The following is a 23,240-nucleotide window of genomic DNA, read 5'->3' on the forward strand; positions in this document are numbered from 1 at the left end:
GTATCCCCATTTCATACTTGTTTCTCGACAACTCAAGTATAAAAGAATGGGTGATATCGTGCTCTTTTTTATGCACTCAAATTGTGTATAAACCCCAACATTTATTATAGAACCTAAAATAACTTAAAACTTTTTTAATGAACATACGAAACCCCATAAACGACTGTTTATGGGGCTTCTAACTAAATAAGAAAATTTGTGTTTATTACTGCATCCACAAAAAGCTATATACAAAGCTAGTGACTGCAGACAACACTATTATTTAATAGCTTCAAACCACTTAATTTTTTCTCTCATACCAACGACATTACCAACGAGTACAACAGCTGGGTGGGTAATATTCTCTTTTTGAGAGATTTCAAAAATCGAATGTAATTCTCCAGTTACTGTTCTTTGTTCCGCTGTTGTGCCCCATTCAATCATGGCAACCGGTGTTGAAGGGTCTTTCCCGTTATTTATTAATTGTGTACAAATATGTTTAAGATTACCTACACCCATATAAAATGCAATCGTATCAATTCCTTGAGCAAGCGCCTGCCAGTTAATCATGTCTTGTCCTTTGCTTTCTCGACCATGGCCAGTTACAATCGCAAATGATGATGCATGATCTCTGTGAGTAACAGGAATTCCAGCATAAGCAGGTGCCGCAATACCAGATGTAATCCCTGGAACAACCTCGTAAGGAATGTCATTTGTGGCTAATACTTCTGCCTCTTCTCCACCCCTTCCAAAGACGAAAGGATCTCCGCCTTTCAAACGAGTTACAACTTGCCCTTCAAGTGCTTTTTCAACGAGAAGCTCATTTATTTGCTCTTGAATTAGTTCATGCTTGCCTGGAAGCTTGCCACAAAAAATCAATTCCGCTCCATCTTTTGCATGCTTTAAAAGCTCATTACTAATTAGGCGATCATAAGCAATCACATCTGCCTCTTGAATACACTCTAATCCACGTAAAGTAATAAGTTTAGGGTCTCCTGGACCAGCTCCTACTATATACACTTTTCCCTTTTTCATAGATGTCTCCCCTTTATCTTAAATATTGTATAAAGGGGTTAAGACTCACACCTCATCTTGTGTGGAACCTTACATTCATGTGCAGCAGATCTCCACATGACTCCCCATTGTCATTCTTTAAAGAGTACGCTTTACTCTTCTTTATTAGACACACCTGCTTGAGTAAAGGTGGCCATGTCTTTCAACATTAGTGTGGCAGATTTTACGATTGGAAATGCAACTGCTGCTCCACTTCCTTCACCTAATCGAAGTCCAAGATTTACCAAAGGTTTTTTTCCTAAAAACTCTATTGCAATTTTGTGTCCAGGCTCAACCGATTGGTGTCCAACTATCATATAATCCACAACTGCAGGATCAATTACTTTAGCAAGACATGCTGCAATGGTACAAATAAAGCCATCAACTAGAATTGGAACCCGATAATGAGCAGCTGCAAGCATTGCACCAGTCATTCCAGCAATCTCTAATCCACCTATTTTAGACAGTATATCATATACTTCAGTTGAATTTGGATTTCGTTTTACTATTCCTTGCTTAATTGCCTCAATTTTTTTAATTTTCCCATCATCTGAAATACCCGTACCATGACCGACAATTTCAGTTACATTCTCATCTGTTAATACAGCCAATATTGCACTGCTTGTTGTCGTATTTCCTATACCCATTTCACCTAAGATGAGACATTTTACCCCATCCTTTATAAACTTCTCAGCTTCTTCATAACCAACCTTGACAGCTTGCTCAGCTTCTGTATAACTCATTGCATCCTGCTGTAGGAAATTTGCTGTGCCATACTTTATTTTTCTATTTACTAATCCTTCACCATCAATATCATTTGCTACTCCTATATCTATGATTTTAAACTTAGCTTCTATTTGTCTACTAAAAACATTTATAGCCGCTCCGCCTGTTAGAAAATTGTAAACCATTTGAGATGTTACTTCTTGAGGAAACGCAGATACACCCTCCTTGGCAATCCCGTGGTCTGCTGCAAAGACGATCACACCAGGTGGCATTACCGTTGGAAAAGATTCTCCCGTCATTTCAGCAAGTGCAATCGCTATTTCTTCTAATCTACCAAGGCTACCTTGAGGTTTTGTTAATGTATCAACATACCTACTTACTTCTGTTCCTTTTTGCTTCGCTAATGGTGGAATCGTCACATGAATAGACATAATAATGAAACCTCCTTGAATTGTTTATATGTAAAGCTCTTTTTATAAGCTTTGTTGCTATTGTGACAAAATTAGAATAACAATAAATGATTTTTAATTAGTTGATACCATTATATAACAACAAATGAAACCACAAAGGATAAAGTGTATACGTCTTAATGTTAAATAAAGTACGAAAAACAACAATTCATGCGAAAACTACCTTATCAAATTTGAATTGCTAAATGAGAGTTACACCTTGTACTACAAACCTCAATCTATCCAAAAATAGGCTTGTATTAATTTTTTGTGATTTCTTTCACATAATTAACGTTTCTTATTTCCCCATAACAATGGCTAATTATTTTTCTTCCACTGTCGACATTTAGTCACCCAATTTTGAACCATTTCTGGACATGAAGCGAAGTGAAAATGAATATAGCCTGCTACAACATTACTATTCATAAAGCCTTCCTTTTTCACCCCTCGCATCCCCTTTGTTTCATAAGCATATTGTACATTAGTGGCCGATGAAAAGGTCGAGTAATGAAACTCATGGCCTTTAGCATGTAAGTGATTTGGTAATAGGTAATTACCTGGTGCACCACTTATTTCACGATAGCCAAGTGCAGCAAGCTTTTGCTGCATTTTTACTTTCCCAGGGATAATACCGACCATCTCAAAACGCTCATCTTCTGTAGATTCTATCGTTTCTGTTAAAAACATAAATCCACCACATTCTGCTAATGTTGGTATCCCACTAGTTATCGCACGTTTGATCGAATCTTTGACTGCAGCTTGTTCTGATAATTGCTTGGCAAATTCTTCAGGAAAGCCTCCTCCAATGTATAAACCAGAAACCCCTTTAGGTAATTGGTCACCTCTCAACGGAGAAAAAAAGACGAGCTCAGCTCCATAGGCTTTTAAAATATCTAAATTTTCTTCATAATAAAAATTAAAAGCTTCATCCTTCGCAACGGCAATCTTAACACTTTGGGTATGTTGTATATCAAATAATCCAGTCGGGTGATGATCAATTCCTTTTGATTCAGCAAGCTCATACAGTAGATCAAGGTCTATTGTCTCTGACACAAGATTTCCTAAGGCTGCGAAAAAATGATCCAGCTCACCCCTTTCTATGGACGGCACTAACCCTAAATGTCTCTCTGGAATTTCAATATTATCCTCTCTTTTTAAATAGCCAACCACTGGAATATGACACTCTTGCTCTATCGCCGTTTTCACAAGTTTATAATGACCTTCGCTACCTACTCTATTCGCAATAATACCTACAATATTCGGCTCCGGAGAAAGGACTTGAAAACCTTTCACAATAGCTGCCGCACTTCTAGCCATACTCGCACAATTGACAACTAGTATAACTGGTGTATTTGTAATCACACTAATTTCTGCCGTACTTCCTGCATTCGTTTGTGGATTTTTGCCATCGTAAAAACCCATCACACCTTCAATAATTGAGATATCAGCGTCATCACTCCCACGACTGAATATTTCACGAACGACTTCATGAGAAAGCATCCAACTATCTAAATTTCTTGATGGTCTGCCTGTGACAGCGGTATGATACGTAGGATCGATGTAATCTGGTCCACACTTAAAACCTTGTACATTCAATCCTCTTTGCTGAAAGGCAGCCATCAAACCAATCGTTAATGTCGTTTTACCAACTCCACTTCCCGTTCCAGCAATTACAAATCTTTTGCTCATTTTGTAGCCTCCTTATAAGAAATGCAAATGCGCCCCGATTCCACACTTTGCCCACGTTCTGTGAGCAACTGTGGAAGTAGATAACTTCTTACTTTACTGTCCAAATAAATCTGTTTACTGTCTCAACTTCTTATTTTACTGTCCAAGTAACTTTATTTTCTGTCCGAACTCTTGATTATACTGTCTTAACCTAATGATTATACTCACAAGCTAGGAAAACGAGATTACTAGCCATCATATTAATTAATGTGGAATAACTGCGACTGATATCGTCACATTTCCTGATTTTTTCTTTACTAATAGTAGCTCCTCGGCTCCGCTATACAGCTTCGCTGCTGGTTCACTAACGCCGTATGCGCCAGTATATTTAAATACTGTATTTGATGGCTGTTCGATTGATACATTATTCAGCTGCTCCGCTGTATAATAGGTAAAATCCCAATGGTTCTTTTCAGTTACCTCCAATAAGCCTACTTCATCTTTTTTTAAATCAATTGTGGCAATTGCTTTGACACTTTTTTTTGAAATCTGTAATTCTACTAATGTATCATCTATGACTTGCTCTATTTCATCATGGCTAGTCCCCCGATTACATCCCATCCCTAAAACAACAACTTTAGGGCGATACAATACGCCATTTTCCAAAATTGCCTGCTCTTTAGTTGTGAGCAGCCGATGGGTGATGACAAGGGCTGCTGCAGGATTGCTCGCTAAGGCTTGAGCTATGTCCGAATAAATAGAAATATGATTAGGTATGGACTTGTCGTAGTTCCACCAATTCTTTTCACCTGATTCTTGCACAACTGCTACTTGTTCTTCGTTTACGACTGAAGCACTTACAGGTGTGAGCTTTTCTGCTGATTCCCACTGCCAACCAAACCGCTTTCCAAATAAGTCAACTGGGATTGTTTGCTGAACATCTGAAGCTGTAGTAATCACTGGTGTAGCTTGAAGCACAGCAGCTACCTCTTTCGTTAATTCATTTGCACCACCTAAATGACCTGATAAAACACTGATCACGTGCTCACCCTTATCATCGATGACAACAACACCGGGGTCTGTTTTTTTATCCTTCAATAGTGGGGCAATCATTCGTACGACAGCACCTAATGAAATAATCATGATAATCCCTTGATAAGCTTGAAATAGTGAGGGAAGAAGCAACCTTACACTTCCTTGAAACATTTGAATGTTTTTTTGTTCCTCGTCCCCTTTTGCAAATTTACTCATATAGTAAACATCCGTATTTGAGAATGAAGAAGCGAGCTGTCTAGCAAGGTCAACCCCATGCTTTGTTATAGCAACAACAGCATATGTATTCTTGTGCTTAATAACTGGAAGCTTGTCCTCCGCTAACGTCAAAATCACGATTTCACCCCCGGGCGAAATCCGTGGAAAAATTCTTTGTCATATAGCTTTGATCGATAATCTTTTTCATGTATATGCTCATCAAGCGCCCAGCCTGCTAAAATCATCGCTTGTTTTCTTATACCATTTTTTTTCATATCTTCATCAAGATGCTCCAGCGTTGATCGAACAATCTTTTGATCAGGCCATGTTGCTTTATATACTACAGCAACAGGTGTTGCTTTGCTCCAGCCAGCCTCTAGTAGTTCATTTATAACCTTTTTCGTTAATGTTGCGCTTAAAAAGAAGGCAATCGTACAATGATGGCGAGCTAAATCTTGTAATTTTTCACGGTCAGGTACAGGTGTCCTCCCTTCTGCCCTAGTTAAAATAACCGTTTGTGTTAAATCCGGTATTGTCAACTCGGCACCTAATTCAGCAGCAGCTGCAAAAACAGAGCTTACACCAGGAACGATTTCTATTTCCACTCCCTCACTTTTTAGAAGTGAAATTTGTTCCATTATCGCTCCGTAAACGGCTGGATCTCCTGTGTGAACCCTTACTACTTTTTTTCCTTGTTTCAACCTGCTTACCATGATATCTACCATTTCTTCTAAATGCATACCAGCTGTTTTGAGCACTTCTGCTGTAGGCTTCGATTCCTTTATTAACTCTTCACTAACTAGCGAATCAGCATACAAAACAACATCTGCCTCTTGAAGTAGCCTTAAGCCTCTGACAGTTATTAAATCACTTGCACCAGGTCCTGCTCCAACGATATATAGCTTCATTTTCTCACCACCATTAGCGTTAAATACTCAAGATCTACACCTTCGAGTTCTTCTACATTCCAAATAATTTCTTCATTTGAAGTTACCTTCGTGACCACTGAAGCTTTATCTAACAGTTGAAGTTCCTTTAACACGTTAATCATAAGGTCTATCACTTTTGCAACCTTTATAAATATGACACAATCATTTTCTTCAATCACTTTTTTCATCGCTTCATAATCATCTCTAGCAGGGATGATTGCAACATGATCATCTCCTTCAGCTAATGGAATACCTAGCCTAGAAGCTGCACCATTAATTGATGAGATACCAGGTACCGTATGAACTTTTACATCTGGATATCGATTCTTCATCACATTCAACATTTGAATGAAAGTGCTGTATAAAAGCGGATCTCCTTCTGTTACAAAAGCGACGTCTTTTCCTTGTTGGAGCTTTTCCCATACCTTTTCCGCTGTTAAATTCCATTCACGCTCTAAAATGCTCTTATCCTTTGTCATAGGAAACACTAACCCAAGCATTTCCTTTTCGTTCGGATTCACATACACATCGATAATTTGATGAGCATAGCTTTTACTTCCTTTGCGTTTCTTTGGATAAGCAATTACTGGCGATTCCTGCAAAGTACGAAAAGCTTTTACCGTAATCAGCTCAGGGTCACCTGGCCCTACTCCTAGTCCGTATAATGTTCCAGTCATATAAGCTTTAAGCCCCTTTCTTCTTTGTAGCTGTAATAATATATATTGGATTTAATGCGTCGAATCTTGTTAAGTTCAAAATCGGTTTGCTCCTTGAGACTTGTGCCAAAATAATTTCAGTATGAAAGCCATATTCGTCAAACAAGGCATTTGCTTCTGATAAGTTCTCAATTGTCACAGCATTAAGCACAATTCTTCCATCTTCTCTTAATTTGTTACAACAAATTCGCAAAATGTTACGCATGCCACCAGCTGTCCCTCCAATAAAAACAGCGTCAGGGTCAGGGAAAGAATCGAGGCCATCAGGTGCTTTTGCATTTACTACTGTTATATCTGTACGGAATTTACGTATATTCAACAAACAATTTTCAATATCAGCTTCATTTTTCTCAAGCGCAAACACTTGCCCTTCTCGAGCAATTCTCGCCGCTTCGATAGCAACTGACCCAGTACAAGTCCCAATATCCCAAACGACACTATCGAGTTTAAGCTGTAGTGCACTTACACTTAGCGTTCTGATTTCCTTTTTCGTAATTAACCCTTTTTCGGGCTTTCGTTGGGCAAACTCATTATCATTAATTCCTAAGCTCCAAGCGGGGCTTTCTGCCACCTTTTTCAGAATGACAATATTAAGAGGTGAAAAAACATTGTCCACGATGTCATGGAGCTCATGAAGATCATACCAGCCACACCTTTCCGACTCTCCACCTAAGTTTTCAGCTACAAAAGCACGATACTCTACCATGTTGTAAAAAAGTAGGTACGTAGCTATAGCTGAAGGCGTATTTGTTTCATCTGTCAAAATAGCTACTTTGTCTTTGCCGTCTATTTTTTGTGCTAGACCTTGCATCTTTCTTCCATGTAAGCTAGTTATATATGCATCCTGCCAGCTCTCACCCATTCTGGCAAAAGCAAGCTGCACTGAACTAACATATGGATAAATTTCTAGCTGAAGTTTCTTTGCCAAATAACTGCCAATACCATAAAATAACGGATCACCCGAGGCGAGTACGACGATACGTCTCGATTCACTTTCAAGGCGTTCAACAATTGAACGTAACCCTCCCTTAATCACTACCTTTTCTCCACAGTAATCAGGAAAAAAAGCGAGCTGCCTTTCTCCTCCAACAAGCACTTCACTTTCATAAATCCATTGTTCATATATAGATAGGAGACTTTGTTTCCCTTCATCCCCTATACCAATCATCTTAATCGCTCTCGTCATAGCATTCCGCCCTTCCTAACAGATCACCCTTTAATGTATACAAAGTTGTATCGACATCTACTCCACCGGCCATTTCCTGAAGAGCTTGCTGACAGCAATAATTACAAAGAACTTCAAAAAAACTATGAAACCCATTCGTGACCATCATATCCCCAACTTGTGAAGCGGTGTTTGCCTGTTCAATTTCCTCAATTAAATCCCCTTTCACACCCACCTCGGATGCAACTTGTGCTAAAAAGCCAAAATCGACAGGTGCACTTTTCGAATGAACCATCATCACTCCTTGGGCGACTTTTGAGAATTTTCCCATCATGCCAACCATAGAGATCTTCTTAATCCCTAGACGCTTACACTGCTTTAGGGTAAAGCCGACAAAATCACCCATTTCAATAAAAGCCTCATCTGATAAATTAGGAAGCTGTTGCATCGCATATTTTTCACTACGCCCACCTGTTGTAATTGCAACATGCTCACAATCGCTTGCACGAGCTACTTTTATCGCTTGTACGATACTCGCTTTATAAGCAGCAGTAGAAAACGGTACAACGATCCCTCTTGTACCTAAAATAGAAATACCACCTAAAATTCCAAGTCTTCCATTAAGTGTTTTTTTGGCAATATCAACTCCATCAGGTACCGAAATAACGACCTTTATTCCTTGATGAATGTGAAATTGGGTTAACACTTCTTCAGCTGTGGATCGAATCATTTTTCTTGGAACAGGGTTAATTGCCGCTTCTCCAACTTCGATAGGTAACCCTGGTTTTGTTGCTCTACCAACACCTACTCCACCGTCCAACTCAATGCCAGCGGTATCTTTCCAGCTCACTGTTGCTTGTATTAAGGCACCATGAGTTGCATCTGGATCATCACCAGCATCCTTAATCACACCAACAGTTACGCCATCCTCATGAAAATCACAATGCTCCATTTGGAAGGTAACAAACTTTCCGACCGGAAGATAAATCGTTGCATCAGTTTGCTCTTCCTTCGTAATTAATGCTGTGAGTGCTGCTTTCGTAGCTGCTGTAGCACACGATCCAGTCGTATAACCTTGTCGTAATTTTTTTTCCGTAGACTGTTTCTGGTCTTTCATACTTATCCTCTATCAGCAAGAATTGAAATTGCGTTTAATGCTGCAACTGTTACGGTACTTCCACCTTTCCGACCTATGTTCGTAATAAATGGAACATCCAACTTAGCCAGCTCCTCCTTTGATTCAGCAGCTGAAACAAAACCTACTGGTAAACCGATAATTAACCCTGGTTTCGCCTCGCCTTCTTTTATTAGGCGAATAAGCTCTAATAGCGCTGTTGGCGCATTTCCAATGGCATAAATGCCTCCGTCAGCTTCTTTAATTGCTTTGCGCATAGAAATAATTGCCCGTGTTGTGTTAAGCCTTTTCGCTTCTTCCATCACGTCAGCATCTGATATATATACGTTAATATCGCAGCCATATTTTTCCACGCGCGGCTTGCTAATACCCACTTGTACCATTTGTACATCAGCAACAATTTTCTTACCGCTCAGAATGGCTTGAATACCTGCTCCAATAGCATCTTTATGAAACACAAGACTTTTCCCTAGTTCAAAGTCAGCCGAAGCATGAATGACACGTTGAACGATAGGGTATTGCTCTTCGGAAAACGGGTGCTCCCCTACCTCCTCATCGATCATTTCAAAGCTTCTTCCTTCGATTTGCTGTGGCTGAACAGTTTCCGGTTTAAATTCAGTGCGAAAATCCATTAAATCGTCCTCCTTATATGTTCTGCACTTCCATTTCTTTTAGTTGCCTTAATACTTCATCAAAAGATGAAAAAGTAAGGCCGTACTCAATGCTTGGTCGTTTGATCACGATTGTTTCTATGTCTAGCTCAGCAGCTGCAGCTAGCTTTTCATCAACAGACCCAACCTTTCCACTCTCTTTCGTAATCATCAATGTAACACCGTATTGTTTGTAAAGCGCTATATCAAACTCTTTCGTGAACGGACCTTGAATGGCGACAATATTCTTCTGAGGAATACCAAGCTGCTCACACTTTTCCATATTATCTTTGCGCGGTAGCATTCTAGCAATCAAGCGAGTGTTTGGTAAATTTAATAGCTTTTGAGAAAAAACTTGTAATGTTTTACTCCCCGTCGTGAGCATAATCACGCCACCCTTGCTAGCAGCAACCTCAGCTGCTTGTTCATAGCTCTCGACTGTGATGACTTTTTCGCGCTTAACATGCTCTTGCTGCCTCTCATACCTTATATACGGAATATGTGCAGCTCTAGCTGCTTGTATAGCGTTCCTAGATGCTTCCTCCGCAAAGGGATGACTAGCATCCACAATCGTTTCAATATTTTGTAGTTGAATAACTTCTACCATCTCTTCTACATTTAATCTCCCGACCTTTATAGGAAGTCCAGCTTTTCTTAGCTCTATCGCTGCACTATCTGTGACGACCGTTGTAAGCAGGGAGTATCCCCCATTCTTCAAAGTTATCGCAAGTTCTCTCGCGTCACTTGTACCTGCTAAACATAGAATCATTTAACATGCTCCGTCTTCACATCATGATGATGGTGGTGATGACCGTGGTCATGATCGTGATGATGGTGATGATCAATATGTTCCATCGCCTCTAAACGATACAGACACGTATCACAATTCATCTTAACTTCATCTTTTAGCGCCTCAGCTATGCGGTCATGCAAAATCAATTCGAGTTTTGGATGAAACCCAAAATATTCTGCTAACACAAATTCTACTGATGGGAATTCTGTTTGAAAATCTGCCATCAACCGCTCAAGACGTTTAATTAATATACCTGTAAATAAAAAGTATGGTACAACAACTACTCTTTTGGCTCCTAGCTTCATACATCGCTCAATACTCTCACGAATAAGAGGATCAGTGACGCCCATAAAAGCAGGTTCAACAATCTTATATTTGAGGCGCTCCCATAGCAGTCTTGTAATTTTATATAAATCACTATTCGCATCAGGGTCGCTTCCTCCTCGACCTAACAAAATTACTGCTGTATGCTCTTTAGGATCATCTATCTTCTCTCCAGCCTCTACTAGTCTATTAGTACAGATGTCTAGTGCTAAATCATGAACACCTATCGGCCTACCGTATGAAAAATCAATATGAGGATACTTCTCTTTTGCCTCATCAATTGCTGCAGGAATATGAATCTTTGAATGGCCCGCAGGAAGTAGCATTATTGGAATGACAACAATTTGCGACGCCCCTTTGTTCACACAAGCTTCCAGCCCTTGAAGTATATTTGGTAACTCAAACTCTAAAAAACACGCTTCTACTAATAAACTATCATCTATACTAGGTTTCATATTTTCTATAAACTTTAATACTTGTTCATTTCCTTCTGGATCTCTACTTCCATGACCAACAAATAACACTGCCTTCATTGATAATCCTCCTTTTAATCAGCACACGGTACCGGTTCAATTGATAGATTTGGTGACACATCTTTATACTGGTAACCCTGTATTTCCTTTACACGTTTATAATATTTATGAAAGCGCTCGTTCGGATGCCCCTTCTCCTTATACTCTCCTACGATATTTTGTATTAATGGAACCAGACTTTCAGGTTCAATCCCTTCTGCGACTAGCTGTCCAGCATGAGCAGTTCTACCAACGGTTTTCGCCCCGAGAAAGAGGTCGAATTTGCCTTTACGAAATACGATGCCAATATCATCATTCACTGCACCATAGCAAGCCATCGCACAGCCGTTAAAACCGATATGAAGCTCCTTTGGAACATCTAAACCACCTATTAATGCTTGTATTTCCTCAGCCTGCGGTATGGAGTCAAATTTCTCTCCATCACAAAAATCACATGCCTTCATAGTCGCTACATCACCAACCGGTGCAAGTAAAAAGCCAACATCCGTTAGTTTATTTGTGACTGTTTCAGGGCTTGAAGTAGGAATATGAAGTAAAATCTGGTGATTAATTGTATACTCCATCGTTCCTTTATCACCAACAACATCTGCAAGAACAAGCATTTGCTGCGGCGTAAACTTTTTGTTAACGACACCTGGACTGACAGCTACTTCAAAAATTGACTCAATATTTGTTCCTACATATGTTGACCTCTCATTCGTTACCCCTTTGTCTTGATCAACCATAGCAATTGCCTTATTTGCCATATCTAAAGCTGAAGGAGACTCTTCCTTACCTCCGTGCAATGCCCAAGGCTCGTTCTCTCTTTTTAGTCGTTCATGTGGTTTCAATCTCTGCTCTTGTGTTTGCAATGTGTATTTTCTTTGATAACCTCTTGGCGTAATCATTTTGTTATCATACATAAACGTAGTGGAATTCCCAATAATCACAGTTGTTAACATACCAATATCGTGATCAAGCATATCCTGTAAGGTCGTCATAACGACATGCTGTCGATCTCTATATGCACTTTTTACTAAACCAACTGGTGTGTCTGGAGAACGATATTTTAATAGAATTTGTTGCGCTTCAACAATTTGTCTCGTTCGCTTCCCACTCTTTGGATTGTAGAGGGCGATGACGAAATCAGCCTGACCGGCTGCTTCAATTCTTCTTTCGATAAGCTCCCAAGGAGTCAAATGATCACTTAAGCTAATCGTACAAGCATCATGCATAACAGGAGCACCTAACAATGAAGCGCATGAATTAATTGCAGAAATCCCTGGAACAACCTCTACCTTAACTCCCTCAAGTTCTGACCACCCTTTTTCAATTAACACCTCGTATACTAAGCCAGCCATGCCATATACTCCAGCATCTCCGCTTGAAATCACAGCTACATATTTTCCTTCTTCCGCTAACTTAACCGCTGCTTGTGCACGACTTACTTCTTCTGACATGCCTGTGCTTACTATTTCTTGATCTGTTATAAGATCTGAAATGAGATCTACATATGTTTTATAACCAATAATACAATCACTTTCAGCGATGGCTTCCTTGGCCCTGTTAGTAATATGGCCTTCACTACCTGGCCCGAAACCGACAATGAGTAATTTTCCCTTCAAGCTAACCCCTCCTTATTCATTTACTTTTTTACCACTGCTTTTTCTTTCGAAATCCCAAGTGGACGATCACCTTGTAACTGCATCCCCGTATTTGTTGTTGTATAGCTCATCGCATGTGTAAGGGGCTGTCCTTGTGAAAGGTGTTCGGAAACAATCTGGCGACCTAGTTCTGGTGTAACTTTCTCGTACCACGTACCCTCTGGATAGACGATTGCTACACACGCATCCTTACATCTACCATTACACCTCGTTCTTGTCGTATGTACAGTTGAATCGAGACCTAGTCTTTCAATTTCTTCACGAATAGCTACTGTAGCTTCTTCACCACCTTTTCTCATGCAGCTTGAACCATTACATATCAACACGTGGTGTTTCGTCCCTTGTAAATTCCATGTCGTCAATTTCATCCTCCCCCTTCAATAAAGATATAAAGTTCTATATTTCTGCTAAAAGCTTCATTATTTCATTTTTTGTTTTTGGAATGGTACATGAATTAAATCGATCTTTCACTCTTAACTGTTCGAAGACATCAATGATCCACGGTTTCTCTAAGTGACTTTTTTGTAAAATCGCATCGTCTCGAAATACTTGATTAGGTTTGTCTTGAGCTATGATGCTCCCTTCATTCATTACAATGATCTCATCAGCCCATTCATAAGCTAAATTCACATCATGTGTAGACACAATCATTGTTTTGTTCTCTGTTTGAATATCATGTAATACATTCATAATTTTCTTAGCATAGTATGGATCTAGTCCTGCTGTCGGTTCATCTAATACCATGAGTTTCGGCTCCATGGCGACTATTCCCGCAATGGCCACTCGTTTTTTTTGACCAATGCTTAAAAAATGAGGTGGCTTTTCTTTTAATGCAGTCGTCTCTGTTAACATCATTGCCTTGTCCACAGCTAGCTCCACTTCGCTCTCAGAAAGCCCCATATTTTTAGGTCCATATTTTATATCTTGATAAACACTAGATGAGAATAATTGAGAGTCAGAATCCTGATATACAATCCCTACCTGTTGACGTAATCTCTTTATCTCTTTGCGCTTGTACCGTAACGTTTCACCTTGAAAACAGATGGAACCACTCGTCGGTTGTAAAATCCCATTGAAATGTAAAAACAATGTTGACTTTCCAGCCCCGTTATTTCCTAACAAAGCAATTTTCTTTCCTTGTTCAATAGATAGAGAAATATTGTTTATAGCATCAGTCCCATCAGGATATTGGTATGTAATGTTTTCAAGCTCTATAATTGGTGTACTCATTAAACAGAACTCCTTTTACATAGCTGATGCTACGAATGTAAGCGTCAGCATTGATATCGCTACGATCCCCCAGTTCAGTGGATGATATTTATAGCTGCTTTCAATTTCATAATTACCATCTTGTCCACCACGTGTATCTACAGCTATTTGTAGTTCTTTTGCGTACTTCATAGACTTTACAAACACTCCTACTACTAGCTGACCTAAAGAATAAATTGATAGACGGTAATGTTGATAGCCAAGTCTAGAAGCTTGTGCGATATAGACTTCTTGAGCTTTATCTAAGAGTACAAAAATAAATCTATATGTGAATGCAACGAGTTCAATAAATAGTGTTGGCAGTTTCATTTTCTGTAGAAGCCATAAAATATCATGAAGCGGCGTAGATAATATTAAGAAATACATGCAACTTACAGTTGATAAAACGGTAAAAAATAAGCTTGTGACGATTGATATATTATGTGTAGATATATACAACTGCCACGTACCAAAAGTCATTGACCATAAAGAATTAATTACTTTGTAGTCATACGGTGCAACCGAAATAAGAATAGGTATAATACTTGAAAGCAAAAAAAATGATGGTAATAAAAGTAGCTTTATATAATCACGTACTGAGATTTTCGCACCAAAAACTATTGCCATGCTCATGATTAACAAAGTTATAACAGCAATGACTTCACTTTTTGTAATAAGACAGAAAAACAAAAATAAAAATGTGAAAACTGCTTTCTCAATAGGGTGAACATGTCTTAGCTGATTCAAATAAGCAAGCTGGTCAATCCGAAGCATGCTTCACCTCACTAGAAGATTCAGTGGAGAATTTTTTTCTTGCTCTACCATAGCCGATAACATAGCCGATTATAATTGCACCTATGGCCGCTTGTAAGGAAAATAGCAAGCTTTCTATCTCACCGCTTGGTGGCTCCCATAATACGTTGAACCAAGGCTCATAATTAGGTGCTATTTCACCAATCGCTTCTTCAGCTTGTCCATCTGCCCCACCAAATTCAGCATCCTGCTGTAGTACTAAAGGAACAATAGCCAACAAGATGACCAACACTATTAAAATCAGATTTTTCATTAATTAACATACCTCCTTGTTTCAAATAGCTGTTTTCGCATTAATTGTTACTTTTCGTAATAAAAGCTAAACAAGAATATAACTAGTTCAGGGCATCTTTTCTTCGCTAAAAACTAAGAAAATTATTTCATACACATCAGATACTCAAATGTAAGTGAAAAAAATCATATACGATCAGAATCCTAAAAACTGGAAAAATAGCTGTAGCATAACTAATTGAGTTACTTCTCTTTTTGCTCAAAATACTACCTTGTTGTTCTAAGCTTTTTTTGAACTCATACTAACTGGAACATTTAATAGCTGTAATTCTCGAACATTGTATTTTGCAAGCAAGTTCATAACTACTACTGTTAATAGTCCCTCACTCACTGCTAAAGGAATTTGTGTGAAAGAGAAAATCCCACCAAATTTGATAAAAGATGCTACAACTCCTCCAACCTCAGTCGGAAATGCCAGAGCCAACTGAAAAGCTGTCACAGTATAAGTACTTAGATCTCCTAACATGGCTGCTAAAAAAACTGAGACTGCAAAAGAGAAATTCACTCTCAAACCTGCTTTAAATACAAAATATGTAACCATTGGTCCTACAACAGCCATTGAAAATGCATTTGCACCGAGTGTTGTGATACCGCCATGAGCTAGCAATAATGATTGAAACATTAATACAATCGTCCCTAATACACTCATGACTGTTGGACCAAAAAGTACAGTACCTAGCCCAACACCAGTCGGATGTGAACTACTTCCAGTTACAGAAGGGATTTTTAATGCTGACAACACAAATGCAAACGCCCCTGATAGCCCAAGCATCGTCTTCACCTCGGGGTTTTCTTTCACTTTTTTTCGGATGGAGTACATCCCAACAGCCAAAAATGGAATCGTTAAAACCCACCAAAAAATAGCCCACCCAACCGGCAGAAAGCCCTCCATTATGTGCATCGCATATACTGGCCGAAATGAATTCAGCCAAAAATAACTAGTCAAACCAATAATAATTGTTACGAATAGCCAAGCATGTTTTCTTTTCATCAGTGAAAGCTCTCCCCCATGTTTATAAAGGCTGATTCCAAATATATTGATACACACGAATATTGCTCGTGGTTACTACACAAAATTAGAAGATTCCGAAAGAGCCTTTATGTAAAATAAAAAGAGCACTCAAACCATAAAGGATCGAGTGCTCAGAAAAAGTCAGTATTAACTATATGTTTACATACTAATTCTTAACAACACCTCCCTATATTCCCGTAGGTTACAATCGTGTTACTTAAACAGGCAGGTCTCCTGACTTATCTTCAACACTTCCTGCGCCTTCCCATTTCTTTACGAAACAGTGACACATATGCAGGTTGCTCAGACTTACAGTGGCGGGAACCGCGTCGGCTTTACACCGAACTTCCCTTTTAAGTTGTACACAGCTTTTACTTATGCACAACACCTGTTTATTTCATCATTCAGTTGTTATAATTCAGTATATTCTAAATTAAATTATGAGTCTAGCTTTTTTCATATCATGTATATTTGTGAAAGGAAATTCCTAATAGTACGTGTATAATATAATAAATATTAATTTGATTTCTAATAAAACAAAGTTAAGGTGACTAACTATGAAAATAGGACAATTTTCTAAAGAAAATAAAATAAGCATAAATACAACTAGACACTACATAGACCTTGGCTTAATAACACCTGAGAAAACATCCGGACAGTATCAATTTGATGAACAGTGTCACAGAGATGTAAAGGATATTATTTACTTAAAAAACCTCGGCTTTTCGTTAAGTGAAATAAAAACAATCTTTCAATATAAAAGACTTGGTAAATTATCCGCACTAGAAAATAACGAATTTTACAAAGAGATTTTTGTAGAAAAGCTACATACGATAGAACATAAAATAGTCGAATACGAAGAAACGAGACAAAATTTGCAAAATGAACTTACCCATTTAAATACAACGAATAAACCTAAACAGCTTAAAATGGGTATGAGCTTATCAGTGCTCCCACTTTTAGAATGTAAAAAATGCAGCGCTGCTTTAAGCATTAAAAATGGAGACATCGTTAACAATCAAATCTTACATGGTGTTCTTCAATGTAACTGTGAGCATCAACACTTTATTAAAGACGGAATTCTCTTCACCCCACAAACCATTCATCATGCTTACCACGTTAAAAGTCCAAGTCATATGATGAATGAATTCAACTATTTTATATCAGATTACATTAAGGAAACAGATGAAAAATATTTAGATCACCTATATCAGGCTGTTGACTGGTTTTATAAAAGGGTTAATTTTGAACAATTAACGCATAAAATATTGCTCCATCTTGGTACCGGAATTGGTTTCTCATTAAGGCATATATATAACTCCTTGCCTAAAGATTGCCTCTATATTGCGGTTGATCATGATTACCAACGACATTACGTATTAAAAAGTATTTTAGAAACTTATGAAGAACAGAAAAATATCTTATTTATTTGTTCTGATTTCCTACATATTCCATTAAAAAAAGAAGCAGTCGATTTTTTAATTGATACAGGCAGTTCAGAGCATAGCTTTCAACATGAAAACTTTTTAATAGAGGAAGTACAGCTTTATTTAAAAGAAGAAAGTAATTTAATCGGTGCATATTTGACGTATGAAAACTATCATATAAAAAATGAAATCAAACCGTCTTATAGACAAAACTTTCAACTTAATAACATCAAAGAAAAATTAAAAACTTTACGCTATGACCTTGTCGACGATATGGTCTCTATTCCAGTTGATCAATCCCCTGGAAAGTATGAATTGCAATTACTAGATGGCGAGAAGATGTATACTTATCTTTATTATGGAAAAAGGTTGGGTTAACCCGACCTTTTGTAAATTTCATCGTAAAAAAAACGTAAATCCTACCTTGCTATTGCCCTTTCCCGATGAATTAAGATTACTATAAAGGAGGGGGAAATATTGAGGAATAAATTAAGTCAAGTGTTTGATCCAAAATCTGATGTAAAAAATTTGATCTTACTTTCATTTGGAAGCATTGTCTCGTTATTTGGATCTTTCGTTTACTCATTTGCTATCAGTTTATATGTTTTGACAGTAACAGGTTCGGGGCTTTCATTTGCAACAAACTTAATATTATCTATTATACCGACCATTATTTTAGGACCTGTAGCTGGAGTTATTACAGACCGTCTGAACCGTAAATTCATACTAGTTTTTAGTGATGTATTAAGTGGCGTGGTGCTTCTTGTTTTATATGTAATTAGTCTCCATGAGCTCCATTTATATTGGATTTATGCAATTACATTTATTTTAAATGTTTTCAGTACATTTGCTAGTGTGAGCATTGAATCATCTAAACCGAATATTGTTCATGAAAATAACTTAATGAAGATCAACGCGATCACAAGAATGATTTTTTCAATTTCTTTTACTTTAGGACCAATTATAGGAGGAATGGTATTTGCTTTTGTTAATATAAAAACCTTTATATTAATAAATGCTATCTCCTTTATCATTTCAAGTATAAGTGAGTGCTTTATTAATTTCCGATTCAACGAAAAAAATTCTCCTAACAAAGAAAAAGACCACTTTTTCATAGAGTTAAAGGAAGGTTTTTCCTATATTATTTCTCAAAAAAAATTACGAGGCATTATCGTTCTGTCAATACTTGTTAACTTTTTTATTACTTTATCATCAACCATTCCAGTTCCGTTTATTATTACAAATGTTTTAAAACTTCATTCTACTGCATTCGGAATCATTGAAGCGGCATTTCCAATTGGTATGCTAATTGGATCTATTTTCATTGGAAAATTTATTTCAAAGTTACATTATCATAAGTTTTTAATACTTATGACTATGATCATCTCCAGTTTAACAATCCTCATTAGTGGACCATTGCTCTTTAACCAAACTTATCACCCTATTTTTTACACAATATTTTACTGTGTATTAAATATAGGCTTTGGGATTTCTTCATCATTTGTCGATATCCCTATCATGACGTTTATTCAACAAACGGTTCCTGACCAGTTAAGAGGGAGAGTTATAAGTACTGGCTTAACTATTGTTAAGACCGTTGTACCGATCGCTATGATACTGTCAGGAACACTACTAAACATCATCTCACCTTATTGGCTACCATTAGTCGGAGGATCAACACTGTTAAGCATAAGTTTATATATGTATTTCACGAAAGAAATAAGATCAATATCGTTGAGACACCATACACAAAATGCGGAAGCACCTTAATATAGTTAAAAAAGTTTTGAAGCTGTATGCGATTAAGTTACTGCATATCTGCTAAGTAATAACAATTTGCATTTAGCAAGGAATGCGAATTTAATAGGCACTTTTTGTTAGGCTGTTTTCGATTGTTTTTCCTATTAATAAATATACATGAGAACAACTCAAGCTTCGGTGCATCTTTTCTTCTTAAAAATATTGATATAACAGCAAAGTATACTAAAACAGCCTTTTGTTATCTTTGTTGCTTTATTTCACTTAAATTCGAGTAACTGATATGTAGGATATGATTGTTATAGCTTAGAAGAAGAAAATGTGAAACTAACTGCTTTATCCACTTTTATATCTTAGTAAGAAAAGAAACGATCTGTGGAAAAAAACAATATCAAATTTAAATGAAGGTGATTATATGAAAACAAACTTATTTTTTGTGCGCCATGCTCATTCTACTTATACACCTGATGAATTAGGTAGGCCTCTGTCTAAACAAGGTCTATATGACGCAACTAACGTAACATCTATTCTTAAAGACGAAAAAATTGATATCGTCATATCTAGCCCTTTCAAAAGAGCGATACAAACAGTTGACGGTATTGCTCAGCATAGAGATATGGAGATAGTACTAAAAGACGACTTTAAGGAGAGATTATTGTCTGACGGACCAGTTGAAAACTTCCTACAGGCTATAACAGCCGTTTGGGAAAATAAGCAGCTTTCATTCAAAGGTGGGGAATCAAATATAACTGCTCAGGCACGAGGTGTAAAGATAACTAAAGAGATATTATCAAAATATGAAGGTAAAAATATAGTCGTCGGTACACATGGCAATATTATGGTATTAATCATGAATTACTTTGACCCACAATTCGATTTTGCCTTTTGGAAACAACTCACCATGCCAGATATTTATAAATTATCCTTTGATGGACATGAGTTAGTAGATGTCTATAGATTGTGGAGTTCTCAAAATCATTAACAGGATCCATCATTAAGTAGACTCGCTGCTTCACCCGTTGTATCAAAAGAGATGAAAGAGGCTGGGGGAAAGCCCAATTAAAATGAAGAAACCGCACGAAATCAATTTATAAACCTTGATTTCATGCGGCTTTATTTTTGCGTAATGTATAAAAATCAGTAATTTTTCAACTTATGTCCAAGCCTCTTTACGCTCTTTACTTAGTATGAACTTATTCTGAAGGCATTGTAAAGTAAACATAGTCTGATTCATAAGTAATTTGGTCTTGAGTTATCCCCCATTTAACAAGCATTTTAACTCGATATTCTGTGTCAAAATCCGCTTCTTTTGTCCAAACATCATTCCAATCAGTCGGGTTTAAAAGTTTATAATCCGTGTAACCCCATTGTCCATTTGGATATAACTTCTCACGTCGTAAATAAACATACTCTGGGCCACCTACATCGTCAACATTTGCGAGTAAATCAACAATCATTAGATTACCGCTACTATAGATCCCCTTAATTTCAACTGGTTTTGGCATTAGATAATAGCTCCAAGGGGAAGCATATTTCTCATTATCCACTGAATTTGTAATCGTTAGTTTCATTCTGTATTGCGTATCCCATACAGATTCTCTTTCCCAAGTTGATTTACCAGTCACGTCATAATCAGTATAACGCCATATCCCATCTTCATATAACTTTTCACGTCTTAAGGTCACAGTATCGCCACCGCTTATGCTTACTGCAAAATTCAGCTTCATCATACTAGTAGTATGAGATAAATCCGTAATCATTGCTGCAGGTGGTTCTTTGCCGACGATAGTCCATGGTGTAACTTGTCCTTTGTCCAATAGTACTTCTCCGTTTTCTTTCAATTGCACTTGAGGAAGAAGCCATTCTACTGTTGAAGGAAAGTATAGTTCATTACTATGCAAATAAACTGTAGGAGCGTATTTTTCAGCATATTCTTCTGCTTTTTGTAATTTTTCTGGATTCACTCCTAAGTCCGTAATATCATTATTATGACTTGCACCTGTCACATCCCTAAACCACCCTTTTGACACTCCTGGCCCTTTTGGACTATCTGGGCACGAAAGATTGCAGAGATCCACGGCATCAGACGTTCCACTTTCACCCCATCTTCCTTTAAAATCCATCCATGGTGTATTTTGTTGATTGAAAATAATAAAGTTATCGTCAGCGATATCCCATTTATGTCCTCTATTTGTATAATCATTTCCAAACCCACTTAATCTACTATGCTTCCCTTCAGTCCAATAGTTAGCATGACTTTGCTCAGCAGAATATATAACAGGGTGAGTAGGACCATTTTGAAATTCAAACTTAGATGAGTCAGTCCAATCATGTTCATTATCATGAGCTGAAGGAAGTATACTTTCAATTTCGCTTGTGTCTTTATTAACCAGTATCTTTACCCCTTCCCAGTCACCAGCATGAGCACCACTTGGAATAATACCTAGCCCTCCTATACTACCATTATATGGATAAAAAAAGCGGTAGTTTAAACCTATATAATCTTCATATTCTAGAACTTGGACATACGCTTTTGCTGTTTGTAAGTTACCCATTCTAACAAAGATACTAGCGTCCATCTTAAGGTATTGATCAGATTCTGCTGCATTGGCAGTATTCAAGGTTATAAAAGGAGAGAACAGTAGAACAATTAACATAACAATGAAGTTTTTTTTACTCTTATTGACCATTTCACTTCCACTCCCTTTTCAAATATTTTCCTAGACCATGCTATTGACTATGATCGCTAGCAATTCTAGTTTCTTGTATACTACAAGAATTTTATCTTTTATCAAACTTACAGAATGACATGTATCGCCCTATTTCGACAGTATTTTCTGAATATTCCTTCGCCATTCGAGCTTTTTAATAGTTGTAAATCAACATATTTATTTTTCCTATTATATTTTTGACTAACACAATAAACCTCGTCATTAGCGATGACGAGGTTACAATATTATTGATTATTGGTAGGTAGCGGTAGCTTCATAACTAGGATTTCTTTAATTAAAGCTTCTTTCTTAAACTTTGTTGTTATTATGGTTTTATCCAAGCCTCGTACTTTAAGGTAGGAAAGATGCACGACACTAGATATAATGTGAACATAGTTTAGTAACAACATAGAATCTTATTGGATAACGCTAAAAATCTCATCAATAAATTACTAAACAGAATCTCCACATAAACCGTTAGATTTTGACTCTCTTCAAGCGAAGTGAGTTTGTCACAACTGATACTGAACTAAATGCCATAGCTGCTCCAGCTACCCAAGGTGCTAATAAGCCGATGGCTGCAATTGGAATACCTGCTGAATTATAAGCTAGTGCCCAAAATAGATTTTGACGAATGTTTCTCATCGTTTTTCTACTAAGGTCGATTGCTTTCGGAATTAACGTTAGTTCTCCACCCATTAGGGTTATATCGGCTGCTTCAATGGCAACATCTGTCCCAGTACCGATGGCAATACCGACATCTGCTGTTGCTAGAGCTGGTGCATCATTAATTCCATCACCAACCATGGCAACTTTCTTCCCTTGTTTCTGCAGTTCCTTCACATGATTTGCTTTTTCTTCAGGAAGTACCTCTGCAAATACATGTTGAATCCCTACCTGTGAAGCGATAGCTTGTGCCGTTCTTTCGTTGTCTCCTGTCATCATATATACTTCAATACCTTGTGA

At 37.5% G+C, this 23,240-nt stretch carries 22 protein-coding genes and 1 riboswitch; of the genes, 3 read left to right on the plus strand and 19 right to left on the minus strand.

The window, feature by feature from the left end; translation table 11 throughout:
• Nucleotides 1-258: 258 nt before the first annotated feature.
• The 17 genes from cobA to ACSVDA_RS23040 form a co-directional block, all read right to left on the minus strand.
• Nucleotides 259-1,014, minus strand: a complete 756-nt coding sequence (gene cobA / locus ACSVDA_RS22960; RefSeq protein WP_485886481.1) for a uroporphyrinogen-III C-methyltransferase — start codon at nt 1,012-1,014, stop codon at nt 259-261.
• 131 nt (nt 1,015-1,145) lie between these two features.
• Nucleotides 1,146-2,189 carry a nicotinate-nucleotide--dimethylbenzimidazole phosphoribosyltransferase gene (gene cobT / locus ACSVDA_RS22965; RefSeq protein WP_485886483.1) on the minus strand — a complete coding sequence of 348 codons (1,044 nt, stop codon included), beginning with the start codon at nt 2,187-2,189 and terminating at the stop codon, nt 1,146-1,148.
• 336 nt (nt 2,190-2,525) lie between these two features.
• On the minus strand, nt 2,526-3,896 hold the full coding sequence (locus ACSVDA_RS22970) for a cobyrinic acid a,c-diamide synthase CobB (protein ID WP_485886485.1): 1,371 nt from the start codon (nt 3,894-3,896) through the stop codon (nt 2,526-2,528).
• A gap of 243 nt (nt 3,897-4,139) precedes the next feature.
• Nucleotides 4,140-5,264 (minus strand): cobalt-precorrin 5A hydrolase, encoded by a 1,125-nt coding sequence (locus ACSVDA_RS22975; RefSeq protein ID WP_485886487.1) that lies wholly within the window; start codon nt 5,262-5,264, stop codon nt 4,140-4,142.
• Complete coding sequence (gene cobM / locus ACSVDA_RS22980) at nt 5,261-6,034, minus strand: precorrin-4 C(11)-methyltransferase (protein ID WP_214484389.1); 774 nt, start codon at nt 6,032-6,034, stop codon at nt 5,261-5,263. Before cobM ends, ACSVDA_RS22975 begins: the two co-directional genes overlap by 4 nt.
• On the minus strand, nt 6,031-6,732 hold the full coding sequence (gene cobI, locus ACSVDA_RS22985; RefSeq protein WP_485886489.1) for a precorrin-2 C(20)-methyltransferase: 702 nt from the start codon (nt 6,730-6,732) through the stop codon (nt 6,031-6,033). The genes cobM and cobI overlap by 4 nt, the downstream gene beginning before the upstream one ends.
• Before the next feature lie 7 nt (nt 6,733-6,739).
• Nucleotides 6,740-7,957, minus strand: coding sequence for a precorrin-6y C5,15-methyltransferase (decarboxylating) subunit CbiE (gene cbiE, locus ACSVDA_RS22990; RefSeq protein ID WP_485886491.1), 1,218 nt, complete (start codon nt 7,955-7,957; stop codon nt 6,740-6,742).
• Entirely contained in the window at nt 7,941-9,053 is a 1,113-nt protein-coding gene (locus ACSVDA_RS22995) for a cobalt-precorrin-5B (C(1))-methyltransferase (protein ID WP_485886493.1), read from the minus strand. Before ACSVDA_RS22995 ends, cbiE begins: the two co-directional genes overlap by 17 nt.
• A gap of 2 nt (nt 9,054-9,055) precedes the next feature.
• A complete protein-coding gene (locus ACSVDA_RS23000; RefSeq protein ID WP_485886495.1) occupies nt 9,056-9,703 on the minus strand; it encodes a precorrin-8X methylmutase in 648 nt (215 codons plus the stop codon).
• Between the two features lie 13 nt (nt 9,704-9,716).
• On the minus strand, nt 9,717-10,490 hold the full coding sequence (cobK, locus tag ACSVDA_RS23005; protein ID WP_485886497.1) for a precorrin-6A reductase: 774 nt from the start codon (nt 10,488-10,490) through the stop codon (nt 9,717-9,719).
• On the minus strand, nt 10,487-11,371 hold the full coding sequence (locus ACSVDA_RS23010) for a sirohydrochlorin chelatase (RefSeq protein ID WP_485886499.1): 885 nt from the start codon (nt 11,369-11,371) through the stop codon (nt 10,487-10,489). Before ACSVDA_RS23010 ends, cobK begins: the two co-directional genes overlap by 4 nt.
• A gap of 14 nt (nt 11,372-11,385) precedes the next feature.
• Complete coding sequence (gene cobJ, locus ACSVDA_RS23015; RefSeq protein ID WP_485886501.1) at nt 11,386-12,975, minus strand: precorrin-3B C(17)-methyltransferase; 1,590 nt, start codon at nt 12,973-12,975, stop codon at nt 11,386-11,388.
• 20 nt (nt 12,976-12,995) lie between these two features.
• Nucleotides 12,996-13,376 (minus strand): (2Fe-2S) ferredoxin domain-containing protein, encoded by a 381-nt coding sequence (locus ACSVDA_RS23020; RefSeq protein ID WP_485886503.1) that lies wholly within the window; start codon nt 13,374-13,376, stop codon nt 12,996-12,998.
• Between the two features lie 34 nt (nt 13,377-13,410).
• Entirely contained in the window at nt 13,411-14,244 is an 834-nt protein-coding gene (locus ACSVDA_RS23025; protein WP_485886505.1) for an energy-coupling factor ABC transporter ATP-binding protein, read from the minus strand.
• A 15-nt stretch (nt 14,245-14,259) separates the two neighbouring features.
• The gene (gene cbiQ / locus ACSVDA_RS23030; protein WP_485886507.1) at nt 14,260-15,036 is read right to left on the minus strand and encodes a cobalt ECF transporter T component CbiQ; all 777 of its coding nucleotides are present in this window, start codon (nt 15,034-15,036) and stop codon (nt 14,260-14,262) included.
• Nucleotides 15,023-15,328, minus strand: coding sequence for an energy-coupling factor ABC transporter substrate-binding protein (locus ACSVDA_RS23035; RefSeq protein WP_485886509.1), 306 nt, complete (start codon nt 15,326-15,328; stop codon nt 15,023-15,025). Before ACSVDA_RS23035 ends, cbiQ begins: the two co-directional genes overlap by 14 nt.
• A 258-nt stretch (nt 15,329-15,586) precedes the next feature.
• Nucleotides 15,587-16,357: an energy-coupling factor ABC transporter permease gene (locus ACSVDA_RS23040; RefSeq protein WP_485886511.1), complete on the minus strand. Its 771-nt coding sequence runs from the start codon at nt 16,355-16,357 to the stop codon at nt 15,587-15,589.
• Between the two features lie 228 nt (nt 16,358-16,585).
• Nucleotides 16,586-16,785: riboswitch (cobalamin riboswitch) on the minus strand.
• 150 nt (nt 16,786-16,935) lie between these two features.
• Here ACSVDA_RS23040 and ACSVDA_RS23045 point away from each other — a divergent pair.
• The 3 genes from ACSVDA_RS23045 to ACSVDA_RS23055 all read left to right on the plus strand — a co-directional run bounded on the left by ACSVDA_RS23045 (nt 16,936) and on the right by ACSVDA_RS23055 (nt 20,545).
• Nucleotides 16,936-18,183: a MerR family transcriptional regulator gene (locus ACSVDA_RS23045; protein ID WP_485886513.1), complete on the plus strand. Its 1,248-nt coding sequence runs from the start codon at nt 16,936-16,938 to the stop codon at nt 18,181-18,183.
• Between the two features lie 99 nt (nt 18,184-18,282).
• Nucleotides 18,283-19,575: an MFS transporter gene (locus ACSVDA_RS23050; RefSeq protein ID WP_485886515.1), complete on the plus strand. Its 1,293-nt coding sequence runs from the start codon at nt 18,283-18,285 to the stop codon at nt 19,573-19,575.
• Between the two features lie 403 nt (nt 19,576-19,978).
• Nucleotides 19,979-20,545 (plus strand): histidine phosphatase family protein, encoded by a 567-nt coding sequence (locus tag ACSVDA_RS23055; RefSeq protein ID WP_485886517.1) that lies wholly within the window; start codon nt 19,979-19,981, stop codon nt 20,543-20,545.
• Between the two features lie 211 nt (nt 20,546-20,756).
• Here the strand turns inward: ACSVDA_RS23055 and ACSVDA_RS23060 are convergent, their stop codons facing one another.
• Nucleotides 20,757-22,253: a Vps62-related protein gene (locus ACSVDA_RS23060; protein ID WP_485886519.1), complete on the minus strand. Its 1,497-nt coding sequence runs from the start codon at nt 22,251-22,253 to the stop codon at nt 20,757-20,759.
• Nucleotides 22,254-22,751: 498 nt separating this feature from the next.
• Nucleotides 22,752-23,240, minus strand: a 489-nt coding sequence (locus tag ACSVDA_RS23065; protein ID WP_485886521.1) for an HAD-IC family P-type ATPase, incomplete at its 5' end; no start/stop codon positions are given.

Origin of the sequence: Cytobacillus sp. Hm23, assembly GCF_051842895.1 — a bacterium.
In the GTDB taxonomy this organism is placed as follows: Bacteria; Bacillota; Bacilli; order Bacillales; family SM2101; genus Nanhaiella.

What these genes read in the sequence shown, in the direction of transcription:
- ACSVDA_RS23010 (WP_485886499.1), bottom strand. Translation starts at nt 11,371, where the DNA reads ATGAAGGCAGTGTTATTTGTTGGTCATGGAAGTAGAGATCCAGAAGGA.
- cbiE (WP_485886491.1), bottom strand. Translation starts at nt 7,957, where the DNA reads ATGACGAGAGCGATTAAGATGATTGGTATAGGGGATGAAGGGAAACAA.
- ACSVDA_RS23060 (WP_485886519.1), bottom strand. Translation starts at nt 22,253, where the DNA reads ATGGTCAATAAGAGTAAAAAAAACTTCATTGTTATGTTAATTGTTCTA.
- cobI (WP_485886489.1), bottom strand. Translation starts at nt 6,732, where the DNA reads ATGACTGGAACATTATACGGACTAGGAGTAGGGCCAGGTGACCCTGAG.
- cobK (WP_485886497.1), bottom strand. Translation starts at nt 10,490, where the DNA reads ATGATTCTATGTTTAGCAGGTACAAGTGACGCGAGAGAACTTGCGATA.
- ACSVDA_RS22995 (WP_485886493.1), bottom strand. Translation starts at nt 9,053, where the DNA reads ATGAAAGACCAGAAACAGTCTACGGAAAAAAAATTACGACAAGGTTAT.
- cobT (WP_485886483.1), bottom strand. Translation starts at nt 2,189, where the DNA reads ATGTCTATTCATGTGACGATTCCACCATTAGCGAAGCAAAAAGGAACA.
- ACSVDA_RS23040 (WP_485886511.1), bottom strand. Translation starts at nt 16,357, where the DNA reads ATGAAAAGAAAACATGCTTGGCTATTCGTAACAATTATTATTGGTTTG.
- ACSVDA_RS23025 (WP_485886505.1), bottom strand. Translation starts at nt 14,244, where the DNA reads ATGAGTACACCAATTATAGAGCTTGAAAACATTACATACCAATATCCT.
- ACSVDA_RS23055 (WP_485886517.1), top strand. Translation starts at nt 19,979, where the DNA reads ATGAAAACAAACTTATTTTTTGTGCGCCATGCTCATTCTACTTATACA.
- cobM (WP_214484389.1), bottom strand. Translation starts at nt 6,034, where the DNA reads ATGAAGCTATATATCGTTGGAGCAGGACCTGGTGCAAGTGATTTAATA.
- cobA (WP_485886481.1), bottom strand. Translation starts at nt 1,014, where the DNA reads ATGAAAAAGGGAAAAGTGTATATAGTAGGAGCTGGTCCAGGAGACCCT.
- ACSVDA_RS22970 (WP_485886485.1), bottom strand. Translation starts at nt 3,896, where the DNA reads ATGAGCAAAAGATTTGTAATTGCTGGAACGGGAAGTGGAGTTGGTAAA.
- ACSVDA_RS23045 (WP_485886513.1), top strand. Translation starts at nt 16,936, where the DNA reads ATGAAAATAGGACAATTTTCTAAAGAAAATAAAATAAGCATAAATACA.
- cbiQ (WP_485886507.1), bottom strand. Translation starts at nt 15,036, where the DNA reads ATGCTTCGGATTGACCAGCTTGCTTATTTGAATCAGCTAAGACATGTT.
- ACSVDA_RS23035 (WP_485886509.1), bottom strand. Translation starts at nt 15,328, where the DNA reads ATGAAAAATCTGATTTTAATAGTGTTGGTCATCTTGTTGGCTATTGTT.
- ACSVDA_RS23000 (WP_485886495.1), bottom strand. Translation starts at nt 9,703, where the DNA reads ATGGATTTTCGCACTGAATTTAAACCGGAAACTGTTCAGCCACAGCAA.